The following is a 20,278-nucleotide window of genomic DNA, read 5'->3' on the forward strand; positions in this document are numbered from 1 at the left end:
CGTATCTTCTATAGAAAATATAACAATCTCAACTTTCTGCTTTACCACTATTTGTGATACGGTTCACCGCACTTCATCTTCAACGCTAGTGTTGACCTTTCGTTGATTTGTTTTGAACATCTTCATTTGTTGATTCCATGCATATACAAAAATACATCGCCAGGGCATTTACCTCCATGACGATGTATTCATTGAGAAAGAACTGCTATACTTCTTTCTGATCTTCTTCTTTCCCCGTCACCACCGGGTTCTCCGGGTACGAAATCCAATCACTCCAGCTCCCCGGATACAGCTTGACGTTCGCGAAGCCGGCTTTCCGCAGCGCCAAGACATTCGGGCAGGCGGTTACGCCTGAGCCGCAGTAGACGATGATCTCCGATGCCAGATCGATTCCGGCAAAATGTTCCCGGAGCTGCTCCGCGCTTTTAAAGGAGCCGTCTTCCTCCAGGACCTCTTTCCAGAAAAAATTGACCGCGCCCGGAATATGGCCGGCGACCGGGTCAAGCGTCTCGCCGCGGCCCTCGTAGCGCTCCCGGGAGCGGGAATCGATCAGCACGATGGGCTGAGCCGGGCTGTCTGCGGGTCTGTCTCCTGACCCAGCTCCTGGCCCAACATCTGAGCCAGCTCCAGACTCCGCTCCGCTCAAGCTTGCCGACACTTCACGTACCCGTTCCACGTCTACCCGCAAATGTTCTGCCGCTACGGTAACCTCATAATTCGTGGGAATGACCACGGGCTGATCGCTGGTCACCGGATAACCGGCATCCTTCCATGCGGAAAACCCCTGCTCCAGCACATACACCTGCTCATGCCCCAAGTAGGTGAGCATCCACCAGACGCGGGCCGCATTCATCCCTTCGTTGTCGTCATAGACGACAACCCGGCTGTCCCGCCGGATGCCGGCGCGGCCAAATACGGCAGCCATCCGCTCTACAGAGGGCAGCGGGTGACGGCCGCCGTGCGCAGCAGGCGGGTCGGATAAATCGCGTTTTAAGTCCAGATAAACCGCCCGGGGCAGGTGGCTCTCCTCATACCAGCTTTTTCCCGCTTCGGGGTCTTCCAGCCAAAACCTGCAGTCCACGATGACCAAATCGGGTTCAAACAGCCGGGCCAGCAGCCAGCGTTTCTGCACCGTAAAATCCATATTCATCCGCTCCTTTATCCTCAGGCTGCAATGCAATCGTACGATCAATTATACTAGCTCGCGCGTTTACTTGGAACCTTGCAAAAGAGAGGCGGATAAAATGATCTGCATTCACTCATTCGGGGAGAAAGCGGAGGACAGGAGGGCATGCGCGCGGAGTTGATGTTAGCCGACGCGGGCTGCCGCCCAAGCGGCGAGAGAGACGCTTAGTTAGCGGCTTCTTCGCCGGCAGAGAGCGTAAAAAATTCAAGCTCATGCAGCAGCAGTTCATCTTCCGCGGGGGTAAGATCCAGACGGATGCCGTATTGATACAACCCAATACCAAACATCCAGCCCCAGCGGACACAGCCGTCAAACTCAAGTTCCCGATCATTCAGTTGAAAATACACCTTGATCCTTGTTTCCTTCGTCGTAAACCGAAGATTCAGCGGCGTGCGGATTTTGCAGCCCGACCGGCTGAGGTCCAGCAGAATCCCTTCGGTTGTCTTGCCCGCTCCCGGTCCGCCATTTTCAACCGGAACTTCGATTTTACAATCAATGGGTTGATTCATCACGTACCGGAACGGTTCTTTTCTGTTGGGAGTTTCCATTACCTCACCTTACCTCCGAGCGGATATTTGCTCTATTATAGCCAAACGCCTGGCCCGGAACAATCTACTATAGTTCCATATAAGCGGCGAAAGGTCTGCCTGATATTTCCAGGCGCGATAAAAGGTCTCTTTCCGTTTATCGGAAAAACGCTTGTATTTAATTAGAGGAGAGGGAGAGTGCAGGGTTCAAATAAAAATCTCCGGTTTTTGGCGGTGGAGACATGAAACAGAGGCACCGATCCTAACATTCCGCGTCCGCTTAACCGATACATAATTTATCGACTAAATTCGACATGGCGCTGTATTCTTACATATTCCTTCATTAATAAGGAGAATTTTTATGTCCTTTCATTTGCGGACTTTATTTGCTACTTCGTTCGCGGCATTTATTATTCTGCTTACCGTGCTGTTAAGTTATTTTATCGGCAAAGAGTCCATGGATTCCATGAAGCAAAATATCGGCTTGTCGTTATCTGATACGGCAGGCCAGATGGCCGAAAAGCTGGATCACTTTATGTGGTCCCGTTCCGGGGAAGTCGAGGTGCTCAGCAAGCTGGGGGCGTTTCGTGAACCAATCGACACACGTGAAGTAGACAGTCTGCTCAATCAATGGAAGATCAGTCTGCCGGTGTTTACCTGGATCGGGTATATCGACAGCAAGGGCAATGTAAAATCCGCAACGGATGGCATCCTTGTGGGCAAAAGTGTCTCAAAACGGCCGGTCTTCACGGAAGGGGTGAAAGGCCCGTTTATCGGCGATGTGCATGACGCCGTGATGCTGGCCAAGCTGCTCCCGAATCCAACCGGCGAGCCGCTGCAGTTTGTGGACTTCAGCTTCCCGGTGCGGGGAACGGACGGTCAGCTGACCGGCGTCCTGGCCGCTCATTTAAGCTGGAGCTGGGCAAGGGAAGTGGAGCGTTCGATTCTGGAGCCGCTGCGCAGCCGGATGAAAGAAGCGGAAATTTTTATCGTGAGCAAAAAAGACCGTACGGTGCTGCTTGGCCCAAGCAGCTATATCGGCAAGCCGATGCCGGGCCGGTACACCTTGGGCAGCGGTGCCAACCGGGCGGGATGGAGTCTGGTTGAGGACGGTCAGGAGTATCTCGCTGGACATGCCTACGGCGACGGTTATATGAACTATCCCGGTTTAGGCTGGACCGTCATTGTCCGCCAGCCCGCTGAAGTCGCTTTTGCCTCCGTAGAGCGGTTAAGATTATACATTCTTGCAGTGGGACTGACTGTTGCGTTCCTGTTTGCCCTGGCCGGTTGGTTTCTTGCGGGCTGGATTTCTCGTCCGCTCCGGCAAATTGCCGACACCGCCGACCGTTTAAGCACAGGTGAACGCCTGGAGATTCCGGATTATGGCGGGATCCGTGATATCTCCGTGCTCAGCCGGTCGCTCCGCAATCTGGTGAATAATCTGACGCACACGGAATCAGCGCTTGATCAAATGTCGGAAATCGCACGGCATGACCCGTTGACCGGGCTGCCCAACCGCACTGCGCTTGACGATTATTTGGCCCAATCGGTGCAAAAAGCGAAATACCAGCTGTCCACCTTAAGTTTCCTTTACCTGGATCTGGACGGCTTCAAGGCAGTGAACGACAATTACGGACATGATACCGGGGACAAGCTGCTGCGTGAAGTTGCACTAAGGCTGCTGGACTGCACGAGGGAGCATGAAATGGTAACCCGGATCGGCGGGGATGAATTTGTCGTTGTGCTGCAGACCTCGGCGGTCCGCCCGGAATATGAAGCGGAGACCGTCGCCAAACGGATCATCAACCGGATTAATGAACCGTTTTTTATCGGCGGGCTGACGCTGAATGTCGGAGTCAGCATCGGCGCCGCCGTCTGGCGGCCGGAAGGGGCGGACACCAGCGAAACGCTGCGGCTCGCGGACGAAGCGCTGTATATCTCCAAACGCAGCGGCAAAAACCGGATTACGTTTGAATTTGTTGCTTAATCTAAAGCATCTCCTCCGAATTATTTGGGGGAGATGTTTTTTTGTCGAAAAATTGCGTTAATGCGAAAATAATGACCTTAATGAATGAGGATTAGAGCTGTCATATGTAGAATTCTGTAGATTTGCGCAAAAATTGAACAATGGGTCAACGGAGCCGTTTTCGCGCTTTTGAACCATATTTGATCCACGGATTCCCTTCATCATCACGGAAAAATTTGATACCGACCCATTTAAGGGGTGTCCAGATCTCTTTGAAATAGTAGGATGGCATAGGCAGTAAGGCACTCCTGTTCTCTGGTTAATTATACCTATATCATATCCGCTGCTATCAAAGATTGCAAGGAAATGGTAATCTTGTCCGCAAGGTCAATTGAGTCTTTTTTTTGTAAAAATGTTTCAGAAAAGCAGCAGTAAGGATATACACAAGCTTGGGTTAGTGTTATGATAAACATAGCTTGTTAATACTGTAAGGATACACCAAGACTTCCTTTAAGGCACGGGCTGCAGGAAGTCTTCTTTCTTTACAGGGAGAAGGGAGGGTGCCATGTACACCATCCAAGATGTAAAAGCAAGCTACAAAGATATGAAGGTCCGGATCGAGGCGTTTGTGAACAGCTGCGGCGGTGTTGAATTTGTGGAAGGCTCACAGGAAGTCGTTAATGAAGGCATGTTTGCGTGGCGGGAACTTGAGGACAGCATGAAGCAGCAGCAAGCGCTGCTTGTGGAAGACTACTCGGATTTGACTCGGGCAATGCGGGCTCTAGTGAGTGACCGTGACGAAGTTCACCTGGAAGAGTTCGACAAGAGCTGCAATACGGTTCTTGCCTATATCCGTCAGGATTCATTTATATGGGAATCCCGTTTGGATGAAGTCATTGAATCCATCCGGAAAGAACTGATTATTCAGGCTTTTTTGGTCACCCAGACGGAGAATGTAAAGGAATAATTTTTATGGTTGCTCGGAGGTGTCATCACGCATGCGAGTTCGCTTTATCCTACAAATGCTGGCGGCAGGGGCTGTGGCAATTATAATATATGTTGCCCTCCAGACCGTTCATGGAATGTGGCTGACGGTCAAATGGGAGGCTCATTTAGAAGAAGCTTCCATGCGATACGCGGGAGAGAATGTATCTCTTCTGGTCTGGAAATCCCCGGCAGACCCGTTTTTGGAATGGATCAAGTACGCGGCTGCGGCTGCAGCCGGTATGCTGACCTATGCCGGTTTGTCGGCGCTGCTGGCCCGGCGCAGAAGGAGAGACAACCTCAAGCGACCACAACCATAAGACATGGGGAGAGATTACTCCTGCATGTCTTTTTTGTGTCCTTCATTCTTAACACTTAATTCTTAACCCATATTCTTAACTCTTAAACTGGCGCAGCCGGTTGTCTTTTTATCCGTCCTTATCCAAAAGCAGCAGTGAAAGCTGCTCCGCCAAATAGTGAGGCGTATAAGGGAAGTCGCTCCTGATCCAGGCGATAATAATACCGATCAGGACTGACGGGCCGTACCACATGGCAATCTCTTTGGACACGCCGGCTTTGGAACCATAATATTCGTCTTTATCCCACATTGTCCGCTGCTGAATAATCTCCGATAGCAGCTTCAACAGCCGCTCCCGAAACACCGGTGCCCGCCCGGGACCTAACACCACTTTATAAAATTTAGAATTTTCCGCGATATGCTCCAGCAGTTTGACGATCATATGAGTGTCCATCTTGTCGCCGGCATCCGGCTTGGACGGGTCCGCATTTAGAACACGCTGGATGTTCCCTACCATCTCCTCCGCCATCTTCTCGAACATGTCCGGAATATCCCGGTAATGCAGATAAAACGTGACCCGGTTGATTGTGGCCCTTTCCGCAATCCGGTTCACCGTAATTTTTTCAATGTCCATCTCCTGCAGCAGCTCGATGAGTGCATCCTTGATTAACTGGCGGGTGCGGACGATTCTGGGATCAAGGCGGGGCTTGTCCTCGCTCATGAAAAAACCTCCTTGTCTTATTTACAATTTACATCGAACTGTCGTATAACTTTCACTTTAACTACAAACTCACCAGAGATGATGAATACTTAGCATTTATTTAAAAATTGTAGTTTGTGTGAACGTCCCGAATCCATTAATCTAATTTATACATTGTTAATTATCTAACAAGATGTAAATTAAGTCTACAGAGAGATGGAGAGAGGATGGAGTACAGTGAGTAGAGGAAAGGAAACGCCGATCGGGGACATAAAAAAAGGGCCGATCCTGTTTATTATGATTTTAGGTGCATTTCTCGCCACCTTGAATCAGACGATTATGAGTGTTGCAACGCCTGAGCTGATGAAGGATTTTGGCATCACGGCTGCAACCGCCCAATGGCTGACGACCGGCTATATGCTGGTGAACGGCGTGCTGATCCCCATAACGGCCTATTTTATGCAGCGGTTCAGCACCAGGCAGTTGTTTCAGGCGTCGATGTTCATCTTTTTGGCCGGGACGATAGTCTCCGCCGTTGCTCCGGGATTCCCGGTGCTGCTCGCCGGAAGGATGATTCAGGCCGCAGGCGCAGGAATTATTATGCCGCTGCTGTCCAACGTGATTTTGACCTTGTTCCCGCCCGAAAAAAGAGGGGCCGCGATGGGCACTATGGGGCTTGCCATTATTTTTGCCCCGGCGATTGGGCCGACGCTAGCCGGTTATGTGCTGGAAAATTATTCGTGGGAAACGATGTTTTACGCCATGATTCCGCTGGCAGTCATCGTCATCGTCTGCGGATTTATCTTTTTGAAAAATGTGTCCCGGCAGGTTAAAACTGTACTGGATACGATTAGCGTACTTTTTTCTACCATTGGTTTCGGTTCGCTGCTGTACGGCTTCAGCCGTGCAGGAAGCAAAGGCTGGACCAGCACGGAAGTGCTGCTGACCATCATTGCCGGCGTTGTGTTTTTGGGTCTGTTCACCTGGCGCCAGCTGGCGTCGAAGGACCCGCTGCTGGATCTGCGAGCGTTCAAATACAGCATGTTCTCTCTGACTACGATCATTAACGTAGCGGTGACGATGGTAATGTACGCGGATATGATGCTGCTGCCGCTGTATTTGCAAAATGTCCGGGGCTACTCCGCGCTGGAATCCGGCTTCCTGATGCTGCCCGGCGCGCTGGTGATGGGACTGCTCATGCCGGTTACTGGCAAACTATTTGACCGTTTTGGCGCAAAATGGCTGTGCATCATCGGGATGGGCATCACGATTCTGACGACGCTTGGATTTGTAGATTTGTCGGATTCAACCAGCTACACTTACCTGCTGCTGATGTCCACGGCCCGCCGTATCGGAATGGCGCTGCTGCTCATGCCGGTGCAGACCGCAGGTCTGAATCAGCTGCCAAACCGGCTAAATCCGCATGGCACGGCGATTTCCAACACGGTCCGCCAGGTAGCGGGCGCCATCGGCACATCGCTGCTGGTGACCGTGATGTCGAGCCGGACGGAAACCCATTTAAAGACGATGTTGACCGGCGGCGGTGCAAAGGCTGCTGATCAGGCACAGATGGTCACCCAGGCTACGATTGGCGGAATAAACGATGCCTATCTCGTGATTGTTGGCATTGGAGTTATCGGTCTGCTGCTGTCCTTCTTTATTAAGAAGGTAAAGCAAGCGGAGGAGGAAACACCTGCCGGTGTGAAAGCCGGAGCGGCCGTAAAATCCGCCTCGAAAAAATCAGAGTTGGTATCGGCGCGCAAAGTATCTGACTTGAACTAAGCGGAGTTCGGCTCGGTGGATTTTATTTTGCCCAACAGACTGACAATAAACTGTTGCCGGGATAAAGGCAGCATAATAGACAAGAAGACCCCGTCAGTTGACGAGGTCTTCTTGTCTATTTGACTATATAGTTGAGCCGCTAAGGCGGAAGAAGCTGCCTTGAGGTTACCGTAACACGTCTGGCGGTTAATTGTTACATCTCCAAATCTGTGAAGGCGTAAGGCAGCAGGTCCTTTAGGGTCAGCTCCATTATTTCTTTTTTCTCGTTGGTTAAATAAACAGGCATATCAGACGAACAGAATTCCGCCAGTACCTGTCTGCAAATGCTGCAGGGCGGCAGGAAGTCCGCGGTGTCCCCCGCGACGGCCAGCGCTTGAAAGTCTCCTTTTTTGTACCCATTGGTGACTGCGGTGAACACCGCGGTCCGTTCCGCGCAGTTGGTGGCGCCAAGCGATACGTTTTCCACATTCACTCCAGTAACCACACTGCCGTCTTTTAATAAGAAGGCGGCGCCAACGGGAAATTTGGAATAAGGGATATAAGCGTTTTGTTTCACCTTGCGTGCGTGTTCCATTAACTGCTCTTTATTCATATTCCCCATCCTTTCCATAAAAAAGAATGAACTATATGTTAGTTCCCTTAACGCCAACCTTGCGGTGGGCAGGACTTCATACTTTATCGTCTTTCGGCAGATTTGTCAACGTGGATTCCGAGGGGGGCCGCTCCTCCTCAAGTGCCGGGCAGCCGGATGCTATCCCAACCGCTTACATCACATTGGCCGTAGTTGTTATCTCCCGCAGCAATCACGGTGCTGTCTGATTTAAGCCCAAGCGTATGCGTGCAGCCTGCCGATACTGCCACTACATCACGCCAGCCGCTCACCTCGCATTGGCCGAACATATTCCAGCCTGCAGCGACTACTGTGCCGTCTGATTTTAGTCCGGCGGTATGCTGACTGCCTGCCGAAATCGCCACTATATCACGCCAGCCGCTCACCTCACATTGGTGATGATTATTCCGTCCCGCAGCCGCCGTAGTGCCATCTGATTTTAGCCCAACCGTATGAAGATAACCTGCTGCAATCTCCATTATATTGTGCCAGCCGTTCACTTCACACTGCTGGTACTGGTTATTCCCTGCAGCCACCGCCGTGCCGTCTGATTTAAGACCGGCTGTATGCCAGTCACCCGCCGCAACCGCCACTATATCACGCCAGGCGCTTACCTCGCATTGGCCTTCATGATTCCGTCCCGCAGTGACTAGCGTACCATCTGATTTTAATCCGACGGAGTGACGCCAGCCTGCCGCAACGGCCGTTATATCGCGCCAGCCTAGTACTTCACATTGGCCATGTTTGTTCCAACCGACAGCTGCCGCCGTACCGTCCGTTTTCAGTCCGATGGTATGCGTATTGCCAGTGTTCGCCGCCAGATGCACATTCCCAACCGCGACCGCTACCATATCACGCCAGGCGTTTACCTCGCATTGGCCATGTCTGTTATCCCCCGCGGCAACCACCGTTCCGTCCGCCTTCACCCCGGCAGAATGACGGCGTCCCGCTGCAATGACCGCTTGCGGACGAAGTGCTGCTGTTAATGCCGTTTCATTTGGCGGTATGTAGTTCATGTGTACCTCCTTGAGAAGAAGACTATTTATATAGTATAAATCCGCACCTCATCTCCTTATGTGATCATAGTGCGAAAGCGGAGGTGCGGTGAATGGGTTGGGCGTGCGTGAAATTACTATAGAATAGCATAGGGCGGGGAAGAAGGGATGTCCATAATACAAGTAAAGGATAACGGGAGGGGGGACCTGCCCTGACTAGTACAGCATGTCTTAATACTGTCAACAATTCGTCAACGATGCTGCAACTCCTCTGTTCGGATATTGAGTCAGAAGAGAAAAAACCTTGATATATAAGGCCGTAACCAAAAAATCGGGCCCCGTCTCGCGACGAGGCCCTTTCATGGGAGAGGAGAAACCGGACGAAGAGCTTATGGGGAACGTAAGCTTGCTCCGCGGTTGTCTACGACATTTTGTGATGTCGTACTATCATGATGCCCGGGACGGAGATTTTTATACACAAACAACCAAAAATTTGCATGAAAAAACAGTCCGCCAGTTATCCGACAATATTTTTCAATCCGACAGCGAATGTGGTACGATAGGCGTGAACTTATGCCGCAGGCATTCCATTGTACACCAGACGAAGCGGGTGAAGAGACGTGAGAGTTGTATCGGGCAGCGCCAAAGGGCGGCCCTTAAAAAGTGTCCCGGGAACGGGAACGCGGCCGACAACAGACAAAGTAAAAGAAGCGCTGTTCAGCATGATTGGCCCTTATTTTGACGGCGGGCTTGCGCTGGATTTGTTCGCAGGAACCGGCGGTTTAGGTATTGAAGCCTTGAGCCGCGGAATGGAGCGCGCCGTATTTGTCGATATGGAGCCGAAGGCAATCGACACCGTCAAAGCCAATCTGAAAGCGGCAAAACTTGAGGGGCAGGCGGAGGTATACCGCAACGACGCGGTGCGCGCAATCGGCGCGCTGGAGAAGCGGGGCCGCCAGTTTGACCTGGTGTTCCTTGATCCGCCCTACCGGATGAAGAACGGGGAGGAATTAATGACAAGCCTGGCGGACAAAGGGCTGCTGCGGGACGGAGCGGTTATTGTGCTCGAGCATGAATCCGGTTTTTCATATCCGGAGAGCTTCCCGGGCTTCCAGCGGCAGCGTTTGGCCGTATACGGGGAAACTGCCTTATCCATTTATCAGTATTTCGCCGGGGACGAAGATCAACGTCCGGACGGCGAGGGAGGACAGAATGAACGCACTAAATAGACCTGAAAGAGTAGCCATCTACCCGGGCAGCTTTGATCCGGTGACGGAAGGCCACCTGGACATTATCCGTAGAGCATCGAAACAGTTCGACCGCCTGATCGTGACGGTGCTGAATAACTTAAGTAAAAATCCGCTGTTCACGGTAGAAGAACGCAAGGAGCTGCTGCGCCAGACGACGGCGGACATGCCTAACGTAGAGATCGACAGCTTCCGTGATCTTCTGGCTCATTATGTGCGCCAAAAGGACGCGCAGGTGATTGTGCGGGGGATTCGCACGGTCACCGATTTTGAGTACGAGCTGCAGATTGCTTCTATTAATCATAAGCTGAATCCTGATGCGGAAACGATTTTTATGATGACAAATCCCAAGTATTCGTATCTCAGCTCCAGCGTCGTCAAAGAAATCGCCCATTTCGGCGGGGATATGACGGATCTGGTCACCCCTGAAGTGGAGCGGGCCCTGCGCGATAAATTCAGCGCGGACGGCGGCGCCGGTGCCGGACGTACATAAACGCTGACAAAAGCGCCAGCAGCGCAACCAAAGCCGTCTGAAGAAGAAGGAGCTGCGGAAGCGACGTCCAGACGTTCGGCAGCGTGTGCGGACCGCCATCGGGCAGCGGAGCAAAAACTTCGGCCGACTCGCCGGCCTGCAGCTTCTGTGAGATAAAGAGGAGGGCCGGCAGCAGCAGCGCGGAGAGTCCGGCGTGCAGCAGCCGGTGCGCTGCGAACCCCAGCGCGGCCCGGCCGGAGGACTTCAGCGCGGCGAGCGCCTGGAGCTGGGCGCAGAGTCCGCTCCAGCCGAGCGCTGCGGCGAGCGCAATAAGGACGGGCAGCGATGCCGCGCTGTGGGCCAGCCGGCCGGCGCCGAGGTGCAGCTCCAGCAGCGCTGCTGCCGGAGCAGCGGAACGGCCGCCGAAGGCCTGCGCGACGACGTGGATGATCACGGCGAAGATGATCATCAGGCCGCCGGTGGCCATCAGCTGCTGCACCGCCGAGGCGACCGTCTCGCCCAGCAGCCGGCCGAAGCTGCGCCCGTCTTCGGCCCGCGCCGCTTCGGCGGCGGCTAAGGCCCGGCGCAGCGGACCGCCGGCAGGCTGTTCGGCGGCCGGCTTCGGCGCCTCCGCTGCCGGGCGGCTGAACCGCGCGGCCAGGCCGCCGGCCAGCAGCCCGCCGAGCCAGTGCGCGGCGAGCAGCGCGTAGCCGGCCGACGGGCTGTGCAACAGCGCGGCGCCGAAGACGACGACCACGGTCACGGGGCTGGCGAAATGAGCGAGGGCGCCCAGCTGGGCTGCCTCCGCCGAAGTCGCCGCCCCTTGCCCGTGCAGCCGCGCCGCGCCAGCCGCGCCGGCGGGGAAGCCGGCGGTCATGCCGGCCGCCAGCACCCAGCCGGAAGCGCCGGGCAGCCGGAAGACGCGGCGCATAATCGGCTCGAGCAATACGCCGAGCCCATGCAAAAACCCGCTGGCGGCCAGCATCTCCGTCAGCATCAGAAACGGCAGCAGCGCCGGGAAGACGATCGTCCACCACAGCTTCAGCCCCTTCAGGGAAGCTTCGAACGAGCTTTCGGGCGACATGACGATCGACGCGGCCAGCAGCAGAAAAGCTGAACCGGCCAGGAACGGCGTCGCCCGGCTGGCTGTTTTTTTTAGTATAGGAGATTGAATAAGATTCACCCCATCTCTTTAAGCTTATATTCTCCGCAAAAAGCTTTTTTTCAGCGGCCAAGGATGCGGCATGCGATTATAGCAGCGGCATTTTGCAAATCCCTGGGGTCTGCAACGGGGAACGCAGCAACGCAGTGCATCAAGTATATTGATCGACGTTACCGCTGGGCATTGCCTGTCGGCGCTGCATAATGCATTTTGAAAAAGTATGCGTTAATTCCGCATTTCACCCCGCTGTATCTCGTATCCTTAACTATATGCCTAAGTTATGCGGCCGCCGGCCGGGACATGCCGGATTCCTTGTCTTACTTGCGGCTTCCATGAGCAGGGGTTTGGCATACGTAAGTGCGCTCTGCTGCAGGTGCTTGGCTTCCGTAAGTGCGCTCTGCTGCAGATGCTTGGTTTACGTAAGTGTGCTCTGCTGCAGATGCATGGTTTACGTAAGTGCGTCCTGCTGCAGGCGCTTGTTAATCGCGAGTATGGGTTATAGCAGATGCATTGCTATAGGAGAGCACGTTCTCCTGCAGGTGCCTGGTTTCCGCCAGCGGCTGTCCGCCGCATATGACCAGAAAGAAGGGTAAGCAAATTGAAATCGATGAAGATCCGGGCAGGGCTGCGCAGCGCGGTTTATTTGTTCGCCTGTGTCGTCCTGCTCTATGTGGTTGTCTTTATGCCGACGCCTTATATTGTGTATCAGCCGGGCAGCGCGTCCGAGATTGCGCCCATGATTCAAGTCGAACAGGCTGATCCCGCGGAAAAAGGCACTTTTATGATGACGACCGTTTCGGCGAGGTATGCGAATGTCGCGCTTTTGGCGGTGTCTGCATTTAACAAAAACGCGGAAATCGACAAAAAAGCGAAGCGTCTCGGTGATCAGACCGAAGAGGAATATGCTGCAACGCAGGTGTTCTACATGAACAGCTCGCAGTCTTTTTCTGTGCAGGCGGCTTACCGCGAAGCGGGCATTCCTTATGAAAATGTGCCGGAGTACTTGTTCGTCTTCTCCGTGCCAGGCGAAAACAAAGGCCCGCTGCTGCCGGGCGACCGGATTCTCCAGGTGGAGGGCAAGGCGGTCACCGATCCGGCCGCGCTGGCCGCGCTGCTTGGAAAACATAAGGTGGGGGATTCCGTGAAGGTGAAGCTGCGCCGGGGGGACAGCGAACTGGAGGAAAACATCAAGCTGGTGGAGGTTAAAAACGAGGGGCAAAAAGCCCGGCCGGGTCTCGGCGTTGTCATCGGGGCCATCCAGAAGGTGCAGGCTTCAAAGCCCGGCCGGGAGGTGCATTTTACCGACACGAATGTCGGCGGGCCGTCCGCGGGGCTGATGTTCACGATGGAGATTTATAACCGGCTGACGCCGGGCGATCTGACGCGCGGGTACCGGGTTGCCGGAACGGGCACGATCGACGGTGAAGGACGGGTTGGCCCGATTGGCGGCGTGAAGCATAAAATTGTAGCGGCTGACCGGGAGGGGGCCGAAATCTTTTTTGTGCCGGAGGGCAACTATAAAGAGGCTTTGGCCAAGGCGGAAGAAATCGGCACAGGCATGAAGCTGGTAAAAGTCACGGCTTTAAAAGACGCGCTGGATTATATGAAAAAGCTGCCGGCTAAAGAATAACCGGCGGCTGCAAATAATCCCGCAGCAGCGAACCCCGGCTGGCTCCCGAGTAGCGGGCTGCATAGGCGGCGGACGCCTGGAGATCGCGCGTCAGCTGCGGATGCTCAAGCGCCGTCGGCTGCAGCACTACAGGGAGCGCTGCGGCGGTCCGCATCCGTTTGAGCAGCAGCCGTCCGCTGCCGGCGAAGCCTAGCACCCGGATATATCCGGGTCCGCCGGCAAGCTGTTCAGCGGTGTGCTCCTCCTTAAGCTGGCCCAGCAGCACATGCACGAGCAGGCGCTGCAGCCTCGTCCGCGTGTAGCGCTTGGTCTTCACCGCCTGCAGCAGCGCCTCCGGACTGAAGGTGTCCAGGCTGGAAAGGGCGTTCACCAGCCGGTGCTCGAGCCCCTCCTCCATCCCCTGAATCGGCCGCAGCTCGTCCGCCGTCCGGGTCAGCAGCAGGTGCAGCAGAGGCTCCGCAAACGCCTCCCAGCCGATCGGCACCCGTCCTGCCGCGCGCTCCCGCCGCAAAATCTCCCCGGTATAGCCGGGCAGATAGGAGGAGGCATTGCTGCCGGCCTGCAGCAGCCCGCGAATGGCGGTAGCGCTGGCGATTGCAGCGCCCGGGACAGCGGGATCGTGGAAGCCTGCTCCGGTGCGTGGGATCGTCAGCGGGACGATCCCGCTTCCCAGCTTCCGGAGCGCGATCAGGTAATGCAGACCCAGGCGGTTGTTAGGCGCTTGCAGCAGTTCAGCCGCCGCTTCCGGCGACAAACCATGCGGCAGGGTGGAGGAAGCTCCAGGCGCGGCATCCCCGGGCATTGTCTCGCCCTCACCGCCCGGTGTTTCGCCCTCGCCGCCCAGAATCGCAGCCTCTCCATGGAGTGACTCCGCGGCCGCCTCGCTGTAAGCGACCGGGAAGCTCAGGCCCTGGTCCAGCTTGACCCGGATCCGCTGCTTAAGCTCGGGGCTTTCTTCGGCAAGCCGTTCCGCCAGCGGAAGCAACCCGTCCAGGGTTCCCGCTTCGGAACCGAAGCACAACGCGTCGACGACGCCCGTTGCTTCCAGCAGGGAGACGGCGCCGAAGCCAAACCATTCGGCAGGCTGGACCGCATAAGCGACGGGCAGCTCAAGCACCAGATCGGCGCCCATCCGCAGCGCCATTTCGGTCCGGGCATATTTATCGACACAGGCAGGTTCGCCGCGCTGTGTAAACGGGCCGCTCATTACAACGACGGCGCATTCCGCCCCGGACAATCTTTTGGCTTCATTAAAATGGTGGACATGTCCGTTGTGCAGCGGGTTGTATTCGGTGATCAGTCCCACGGTTTTCAAGGCGGATCCCCTCCTTTTGCGTTTAGCCCGGGCCGGTCCCGTGTATAGCATGATTATACCCGGCCGCCCGGTTTGTTCGTCAGCCTCAGTTATATCATAATTTTCGCGGGATTTGAAACAATATAAAGGAGAAATGGTTGACAAACTTCCGGGATGATAGGTATAATAAATTTTGTTTGTTTGGAGTGATATTCCATGAAAATTCACTTTCGTAAAATAGCAAATGCCGACGGCCCGACAGCGATTGTCGAGAAACTGGACATCAGCGGGGCGGTCAAGGGGCGCAAGGACATTACGTCCGTGTCGCCGCTCTCGGTGGAACTGAATGCGCTGCCCGCAGGCACCGACACGGTGCATGTGGCAGGGAAGCTGGGTGCGGAGACAGTGATGCTATGCTCGCGCTGTCTGACTCCAGTTGAACTGGAATTGGACATCCCGTTTGACGAAACGTTCAAGTGGATGAAGCAGCCGGAGGAACCGGACGAGGAAGCGGAAGACCTCATTTATGTGCAGGACGAGATGATTGATCTTGTTCCCTACGTGGAGGAGAGTTTTCAGCTGAATCTGCCGATCTCGGTGCTGTGCAAGCAGGACTGCCGCGGTCTATGCCAGACCTGCGGACGGAACTTGAATGAAGGCTCTTGCGATTGCGACAACACAGTGATCGATCCGCGGCTTGCCGGATTGAAGGATTTTTTCAACAAGTGATCGAAATGTAAAGAACCCGATGAGGGTTGACTTGAATAAGGAGGTGGAACACATGGCAGTACCTCAACGTAGAACGTCCAAGACGCGCCGTGACAAACGTCGCACTCACTTTAAACTGGTCGTGCCGGGCATGGTGAAATGTGAACAATGCGGAGAACTGAAGCTTGCTCACCACGTATGCAAAGTGTGCGGAACGTACAAGGCTAGAGAGATTATCAAACAATAGTCTTAATGGCAAACAGCGCTTCACCCTAACAGGTGGGGCGCTGTTTTTTTTGGTGCGGCCGGCATGGTTTTGAGTTAAGGGAGATATTGTTCCGTAATTCTTGTCACGCGGCCATCCTGTGTCGTAATGACATACAAAGCTTCCGTACCGGATTGCCGCGATAGATGTTCCGCAAATTCGGCGGCGGTCACCGGTTTGAGCGTGGCGGGCGCCTCAGGGTCTTGAATCTCATAGACCGCGTCCGCATTCACTTCGTAAGGGTCGATTACGTCATATTTATTTAGGATATAAAAGCCATTTGGCATATCCCGGTCCGGCTCGATCCCAAGCCGTTTCAGACGTTCGCCATCTTGGTCAGTTAGCCGCTCCACCTGATCGAAACCGATGCGGCGGTTGTTCAGGTCGGAGGTCCGAATGTAGCCGGTAAGCCGGCTTTCCGGACTGGCCGCATACGCTTCGTCGCTGTAATGACGGATTTCCAGCTGATCGGCGGACGTGATGGGCTGACCAAGTTCTCCTTTGATAAAAGAAAGGGACACCTTGGCCCGGTCGAGCAGTTGAAGCGACCTGCCGCTGTCCGCCTCAGCCTGCAGATTCTTGTAATAGTCGGTAATCGACCCCTCCGCCTGAGGGGTGACAAGGTACTCATTGCCGTTCGAGTCCTTCCAGCGTTCAACCGCCCATATTCCTGTTGGCCCCGCGTCCGCCGGCTGAGAGAGCAGCAGCTGCGCGGTTTCGCCTGTCGACAACGGGAATAGGACAAGGGCGTGATCACCTTCTTTATAGGATAGATGAGGCAGCCTGCCGCTCGATTCCAAAAATTTACGCAGAGCGGTCTCCCTGCCGGATTCCGTCGATAAGTCCCCCGTTTCTCCGCTGCTGTAAAGCACACCCATCATTTTAGGAGAACGTTCTTCATAGCTGAAAATCAGAACTGGTTTTCCCATACTGCCCTCTTCGGTTATCCAGCCATCCTCCAAGTTCAGATTCCCGCTTAGAAGGGCTTGCTCCGGGCTATCGGGTTTCAACCGGTACTCCAGCTCCCACAGCGCAAGCGGGGAGGGGAGCAGGTTGTCGAAGGTTTGGAGGTGTTCAAGCTTTGTAATTTGGCTTGCCGTGATTCGGGGCGCAGGCGCAGGTCCTTTTTCCAGAGCATGAATGTTCTCCTCGACAAACGCTTCGGCCAAACCCCGTTCATCCGCCGCGTTTTTTGGAGGGTTGCTCAGCAGTAAAATTCCCGCGAGCAGCAGGACCAATAAGGACAGCGCAACGGCCCGGAATCCGGGTTTCTTGTAATTCAAAACATTGGCGACGCGGGCTTTGATGTTATTCTCTCCAAAAGACAAGGTTGTGCCGTCTGAAAAACTTTTTCCCGCCGATATGGAGAGAAGGGACAGCGAATAATCCCGTTTAATCTCGCTGCCCATTCGCTTAACGACACTTTCGTCGCAGGACAACTCCATATCCGTGGACATCAGCAGAAAGGCTGCCCAGACGAGCGGATTAAACCAGTGCAGGCATAGGATGGCGTACGCCAGCAGTTTCACAACATGGTCCCAGCGCTGAATGTGAACCTGTTCGTGCATGAGCACATACTCGCGTTCCGTACCGGTCAGCCCGAAAGGCAGGCAGATTTTCGGCCGGATCAGGCCGAACACAAACGGCGTCCGCAAGCCGTCCCATTCATACACCCGGCTGTTTAGCAGCTTTGCGGTCTGCATCCGCCGCCGAAGACGCAGCGCGGCAAACCCGCTTCGCAGCAGCAGAACGAACACTCCGGCCAGCCAGAGGGAGGTTCCCCAAGTCAACCATTTTGAATATTGGACAGAAGACGCACTGTCTGGCGCAGAATCAGAGAGTGAAGCCGGAAGGAGGGTAGGGGTGACGTTGGTGTTGGTGTTCTTTTCCAATACTTCGCTGCCTTCGGCCGTTTTTACACTCGTGCGTTCGCTCACGCTCACAGTTGTTGTCTCCTCTGTGATCATGTCCCCGGGCAAAACCTCATTCCCGCTCCGGTCCAAGTCGCCAGCAATCTCTTCATTACCAGTCCTCTCTATCTGCTGCTCCGCGGTTGACAGCGCGGACTCCTGGAACGGAATAAGGCTGTACAAGCTGGCACCGCTTTCGAAAGATAGAGGACAGACGAGCCTGAAAAATACCAGAAACCACAGCAGATAAGCAAATATCTTTGGCGCCCGTTTCAGCGCCAGCCTTGCCAGCAGGACGCCAAAAAAGGCAATACTCGCGGTAAAGCTCATTTCGAGGATCTGCAGAAACAGCAGTTCCATCCTTATTCCTCCTTGTGATCCCGAATCATTTGCATCACTTCGTTGATCTCCCGCTCACTGAGCTTCCGGTTTCTCGCAAATGCGGCAAAAAAACGGGGCAGCGAGCCGCCGAACGCCTCATCTACGAGCCGTCTGCCCTGTTCGGCGTAATAATCGTCTTTTTGAATCAATGAACTGACTATACCGTCCGCGTTTTTAAAGATGTGCTTGCTCTCAAGGCGTTTCAGCATGGTGTAGGTGGTAGATTTTTTCCAGCTCCATTCCGATTCGCACAATTTGACCAGCTCGCCCGAAGATACCGGTTCCCGGCTCCAAATGAGTTCGGCAAACCTTGCTTCCGATTCCGTAAGATTGTCATGCGGCATAGATGTTCGGCTCCTTTGGTCTACAAGTTATAGACTTACACCGCTCAGTCTACACTGTGTAGACTGGAAAGTCCAGCCTGGTTCGATTCTCCAACTTTTGCACACGGCACTTTCTTTTTTGTCTATGTTGCTTTATACTACATATTAGTACCTGGTTCTAAAAAGAGAGATTACGGCATTCCGGCCGGCGGTCGCCTCCACGCAGCGCTTAAGCAGGGGGCCAGGAGGTGGGCTTCATCGAAAGGTTATCCAAAAAAGAACGGCAGCGGCAGCTGCTTCAAATTATCGCGGACAATCCCTTTGTCACCGACCGTGAGTTGACCCGCAAGCTGAAGGTCAGCATCCAGACCATCCGGCTTGACCGGATGGAACTCGGCATTCCCGAGCTGCGCGAACGGATGAAGCAGATGGCCGAGCATTCCTACGATCAGGTCCGCTCTCTTCCGGCGAGCGAGGTCGTCGGCGATATCGTGGATCTGCAGCTTGACCGGAGCGGTATTTCGCTCTTTGAAATCAAGGAAGAGCATGTCTTTTCGCGCAACGGGATTGCGCGCGGCCATCATGTGTTTGCCCAGGCGAATTCGCTTGCCGTTGCCGTGATTAACGACGAAATCGCTTTGACCGCTTCGGCGGATATCCGGTTTGTCCGGATGGTCAGGCTCGGCGAGAAGTGTATCGCCAAAGCGCAGGTCAGAATGCCGTCCAGACGCAGAGGCAAAGCGGAAGTGGATGTCATGACTTATGTTGGGGAAGAACTGGTATTCCAAGGGCATTTTGTGGTGTACCGTTCGGCCACGGAAGACAACACCGAAGGAGGAAACGGCAGTGAAAATCGCCATTGACGCCATGGGCGGGGACAACGCTCCCGCTTGCAATGTGGAGGGAGCGTTGTCCGCGGCCGCGGAATGGAAGGATACGGAGATCGTTTTGGTCGGAGATGAGGCGGTGCTCTCCCCGCTCCTTGGAACGAAACCTTCCAACGTCACGGTTCGCCATGCGGCGGATAAGATTGGATCGGACGAGGAACCCGTTAAAGCGGTTCGGCGCAAAAAGGATTCGTCCATGGTTGTCGCCGGACGTATGGTGCGGGAAGGCGAAGCAGCAGCCATGATTTCGGCGGGCAATACCGGCGCGCTGATGACGACCGGCCTGCTTGTCGTCGGACGGATGGAAGGCATTGAGCGGCCGGCGCTTGCACCGATGATTCCGACGCTGGACGATGTTGGCGTGCTGGCGCTGGATCTTGGCGCCAATATGGACGCGAAACCTGAACATTTGGCGCAATACGCCTTGATGGGCAGCATCTACCGGAACAAGGTTCACGGCTTGGCCAAACCGCGTGTCGGGCTGCTGAACGTCGGCACGGAGCCGGGCAAGGGCAACGAACTGACCAAAGCGGCGTACCCGCTGCTGGAGCAGCTGAACGGCATTCATTTTGTCGGCAACGTGGAAGCGCGGGACGTGCTGACCGGAGCCTGCGACGTGCTGGTATGCGACGGTTTTGCGGGAAATATCCTGCTCAAGTCACTGGAAGGAACGGCTGGAGCTATTTTTTCACTGCTTAAGGAGCAGTTTGGCCGTTCGCTGAAGACGAAGATGGGCGCGGCGCTCTTGATGAATGAGCTGCGCGGGCTAAAAGGCAAGCTGGATTACAAGGAACACGGCGGTGCGCCGCTGCTTGGCCTCGGCGGCCTGGTCGTCAAGGGCCACGGTTCATCCGACGGCAATGCCGTCAAAAATGCCATCAGACAGGCGCGGATCGCCCTTGAATCCGGCCTTGTACCAAGCATATCCAAGGAAATTAGCGGGAAGTGAGT

20 protein-coding genes are annotated in these 20,278 nt (G+C 54.7%); 11 read left to right on the plus strand and 9 right to left on the minus strand.

The window, feature by feature from the left end:
• Positions 1-205 precede the first annotated feature (205 nt).
• Positions 206-1,144 carry a sulfurtransferase gene (locus ACE6ED_RS10535; protein WP_410827077.1) on the minus strand — a complete coding sequence of 313 codons (939 nt, stop codon included), beginning with the start codon at positions 1,142-1,144 and terminating at the stop codon, positions 206-208.
• Positions 1,145-1,350: 206 nt separating this feature from the next.
• Positions 1,351-1,734, minus strand: a complete 384-nt coding sequence (locus tag ACE6ED_RS10540) for a PilZ domain-containing protein (protein ID WP_410827078.1) — start codon at positions 1,732-1,734, stop codon at positions 1,351-1,353.
• A gap of 340 nt (positions 1,735-2,074) precedes the next feature.
• Between ACE6ED_RS10540 and ACE6ED_RS10545 the strand changes: the two genes are divergently transcribed.
• The 3 genes from ACE6ED_RS10545 to ACE6ED_RS10555 all read left to right on the plus strand — a co-directional run bounded on the left by ACE6ED_RS10545 (position 2,075) and on the right by ACE6ED_RS10555 (position 4,983).
• Entirely contained in the window at positions 2,075-3,700 is a 1,626-nt protein-coding gene (locus ACE6ED_RS10545) for a sensor domain-containing diguanylate cyclase (RefSeq protein ID WP_410827079.1), read from the plus strand.
• A gap of 544 nt (positions 3,701-4,244) precedes the next feature.
• Positions 4,245-4,646, plus strand: a complete 402-nt coding sequence (locus ACE6ED_RS10550) for a hypothetical protein (protein WP_410827080.1) — start codon at positions 4,245-4,247, stop codon at positions 4,644-4,646.
• Positions 4,647-4,719: 73 nt separating this feature from the next.
• Positions 4,720-4,983 carry a hypothetical protein gene (locus ACE6ED_RS10555; RefSeq protein ID WP_410827081.1) on the plus strand — a complete coding sequence of 88 codons (264 nt, stop codon included), beginning with the start codon at positions 4,720-4,722 and terminating at the stop codon, positions 4,981-4,983.
• A 108-nt stretch (positions 4,984-5,091) separates the two neighbouring features.
• On the opposite strand, the gene ACE6ED_RS10560 is transcribed toward ACE6ED_RS10555, so the two are convergent.
• Positions 5,092-5,682, minus strand: coding sequence for a TetR/AcrR family transcriptional regulator (locus tag ACE6ED_RS10560; RefSeq protein ID WP_410827082.1), 591 nt, complete (start codon positions 5,680-5,682; stop codon positions 5,092-5,094).
• Between the two features lie 276 nt (positions 5,683-5,958).
• On the opposite strand from ACE6ED_RS10560, the gene ACE6ED_RS10565 reads away from it, so the two are divergent.
• Positions 5,959-7,443 (plus strand): DHA2 family efflux MFS transporter permease subunit, encoded by a 1,485-nt coding sequence (locus tag ACE6ED_RS10565; RefSeq protein ID WP_410827158.1) that lies wholly within the window; start codon positions 5,959-5,961, stop codon positions 7,441-7,443.
• A gap of 193 nt (positions 7,444-7,636) precedes the next feature.
• On the opposite strand, the gene ACE6ED_RS10570 is transcribed toward ACE6ED_RS10565, so the two are convergent.
• Positions 7,637-8,035 carry a cytidine deaminase gene (locus ACE6ED_RS10570; protein WP_410827083.1) on the minus strand — a complete coding sequence of 133 codons (399 nt, stop codon included), beginning with the start codon at positions 8,033-8,035 and terminating at the stop codon, positions 7,637-7,639.
• A 137-nt stretch (positions 8,036-8,172) separates the two neighbouring features.
• Positions 8,173-9,069, minus strand: a complete 897-nt coding sequence (locus ACE6ED_RS10575) for an RCC1 domain-containing protein (protein ID WP_410827084.1) — start codon at positions 9,067-9,069, stop codon at positions 8,173-8,175.
• A gap of 599 nt (positions 9,070-9,668) precedes the next feature.
• Between ACE6ED_RS10575 and rsmD the strand changes: the two genes are divergently transcribed.
• Positions 9,669-10,277 carry a 16S rRNA (guanine(966)-N(2))-methyltransferase RsmD gene (rsmD, locus tag ACE6ED_RS10580; protein WP_410827085.1) on the plus strand — a complete coding sequence of 203 codons (609 nt, stop codon included), beginning with the start codon at positions 9,669-9,671 and terminating at the stop codon, positions 10,275-10,277.
• Complete coding sequence (gene coaD / locus ACE6ED_RS10585) at positions 10,261-10,788, plus strand: pantetheine-phosphate adenylyltransferase (protein ID WP_410827086.1); 528 nt, start codon at positions 10,261-10,263, stop codon at positions 10,786-10,788. The genes rsmD and coaD overlap by 17 nt, the downstream gene beginning before the upstream one ends.
• Here coaD and ACE6ED_RS10590 read toward each other — a convergent pair.
• Positions 10,751-11,950 (minus strand): nucleoside recognition domain-containing protein, encoded by a 1,200-nt coding sequence (locus tag ACE6ED_RS10590; protein WP_410827087.1) that lies wholly within the window; start codon positions 11,948-11,950, stop codon positions 10,751-10,753. The two genes, coaD and ACE6ED_RS10590, sit on opposite strands and share 38 nt — an antisense overlap.
• Before the next feature lie 586 nt (positions 11,951-12,536).
• Here ACE6ED_RS10590 and ACE6ED_RS10595 point away from each other — a divergent pair.
• Positions 12,537-13,559 carry a SepM family pheromone-processing serine protease gene (locus tag ACE6ED_RS10595; RefSeq protein ID WP_410827159.1) on the plus strand — a complete coding sequence of 341 codons (1,023 nt, stop codon included), beginning with the start codon at positions 12,537-12,539 and terminating at the stop codon, positions 13,557-13,559.
• On the opposite strand, the gene ACE6ED_RS10600 is transcribed toward ACE6ED_RS10595, so the two are convergent.
• Entirely contained in the window at positions 13,549-14,874 is a 1,326-nt protein-coding gene (locus ACE6ED_RS10600; protein ID WP_410827088.1) for a tRNA(Met) cytidine acetate ligase, read from the minus strand. The genes ACE6ED_RS10595 and ACE6ED_RS10600 overlap by 11 nt on opposite strands.
• Positions 14,875-15,069: 195 nt before the next feature.
• Here ACE6ED_RS10600 and ACE6ED_RS10605 point away from each other — a divergent pair, with 195 nt between their 5' ends.
• A complete protein-coding gene (locus ACE6ED_RS10605) occupies positions 15,070-15,582 on the plus strand; it encodes a YceD family protein (RefSeq protein ID WP_410827089.1) in 513 nt (170 codons plus the stop codon).
• Between the two features lie 52 nt (positions 15,583-15,634).
• On the plus strand, positions 15,635-15,808 hold the full coding sequence (gene rpmF / locus ACE6ED_RS10610; RefSeq protein ID WP_019911234.1) for a 50S ribosomal protein L32: 174 nt from the start codon (positions 15,635-15,637) through the stop codon (positions 15,806-15,808).
• Between the two features lie 74 nt (positions 15,809-15,882).
• Here rpmF and ACE6ED_RS10615 read toward each other — a convergent pair whose 3' ends face one another.
• Both ACE6ED_RS10615 and ACE6ED_RS10620 read right to left on the minus strand, forming a co-directional pair.
• A complete protein-coding gene (locus tag ACE6ED_RS10615; RefSeq protein WP_410827090.1) occupies positions 15,883-18,096 on the minus strand; it encodes a M56 family metallopeptidase in 2,214 nt (737 codons plus the stop codon).
• Between the two features lie 2 nt (positions 18,097-18,098).
• A complete protein-coding gene (locus ACE6ED_RS10620) occupies positions 18,099-18,461 on the minus strand; it encodes a BlaI/MecI/CopY family transcriptional regulator (protein ID WP_410827091.1) in 363 nt (120 codons plus the stop codon).
• Between the two features lie 236 nt (positions 18,462-18,697).
• Between ACE6ED_RS10620 and fapR the strand changes: the two genes are divergently transcribed.
• Entirely contained in the window at positions 18,698-19,303 is a 606-nt protein-coding gene (gene fapR / locus ACE6ED_RS10625) for a transcription factor FapR (RefSeq protein WP_410827160.1), read from the plus strand.
• Positions 19,287-20,276 (plus strand): phosphate acyltransferase PlsX, encoded by a 990-nt coding sequence (gene plsX / locus ACE6ED_RS10630; protein ID WP_410827092.1) that lies wholly within the window; start codon positions 19,287-19,289, stop codon positions 20,274-20,276. Before fapR ends, plsX begins: the two co-directional genes overlap by 17 nt.
• The last annotated feature ends 2 nt before the right edge of the window (positions 20,277-20,278 follow it).

Origin of the sequence: Paenibacillus nanchangensis, assembly GCF_046543445.1 — a bacterium.
Lineage (GTDB): Bacteria > Bacillota > Bacilli > Paenibacillales > Paenibacillaceae > Paenibacillus_AQ > Paenibacillus_AQ nanchangensis.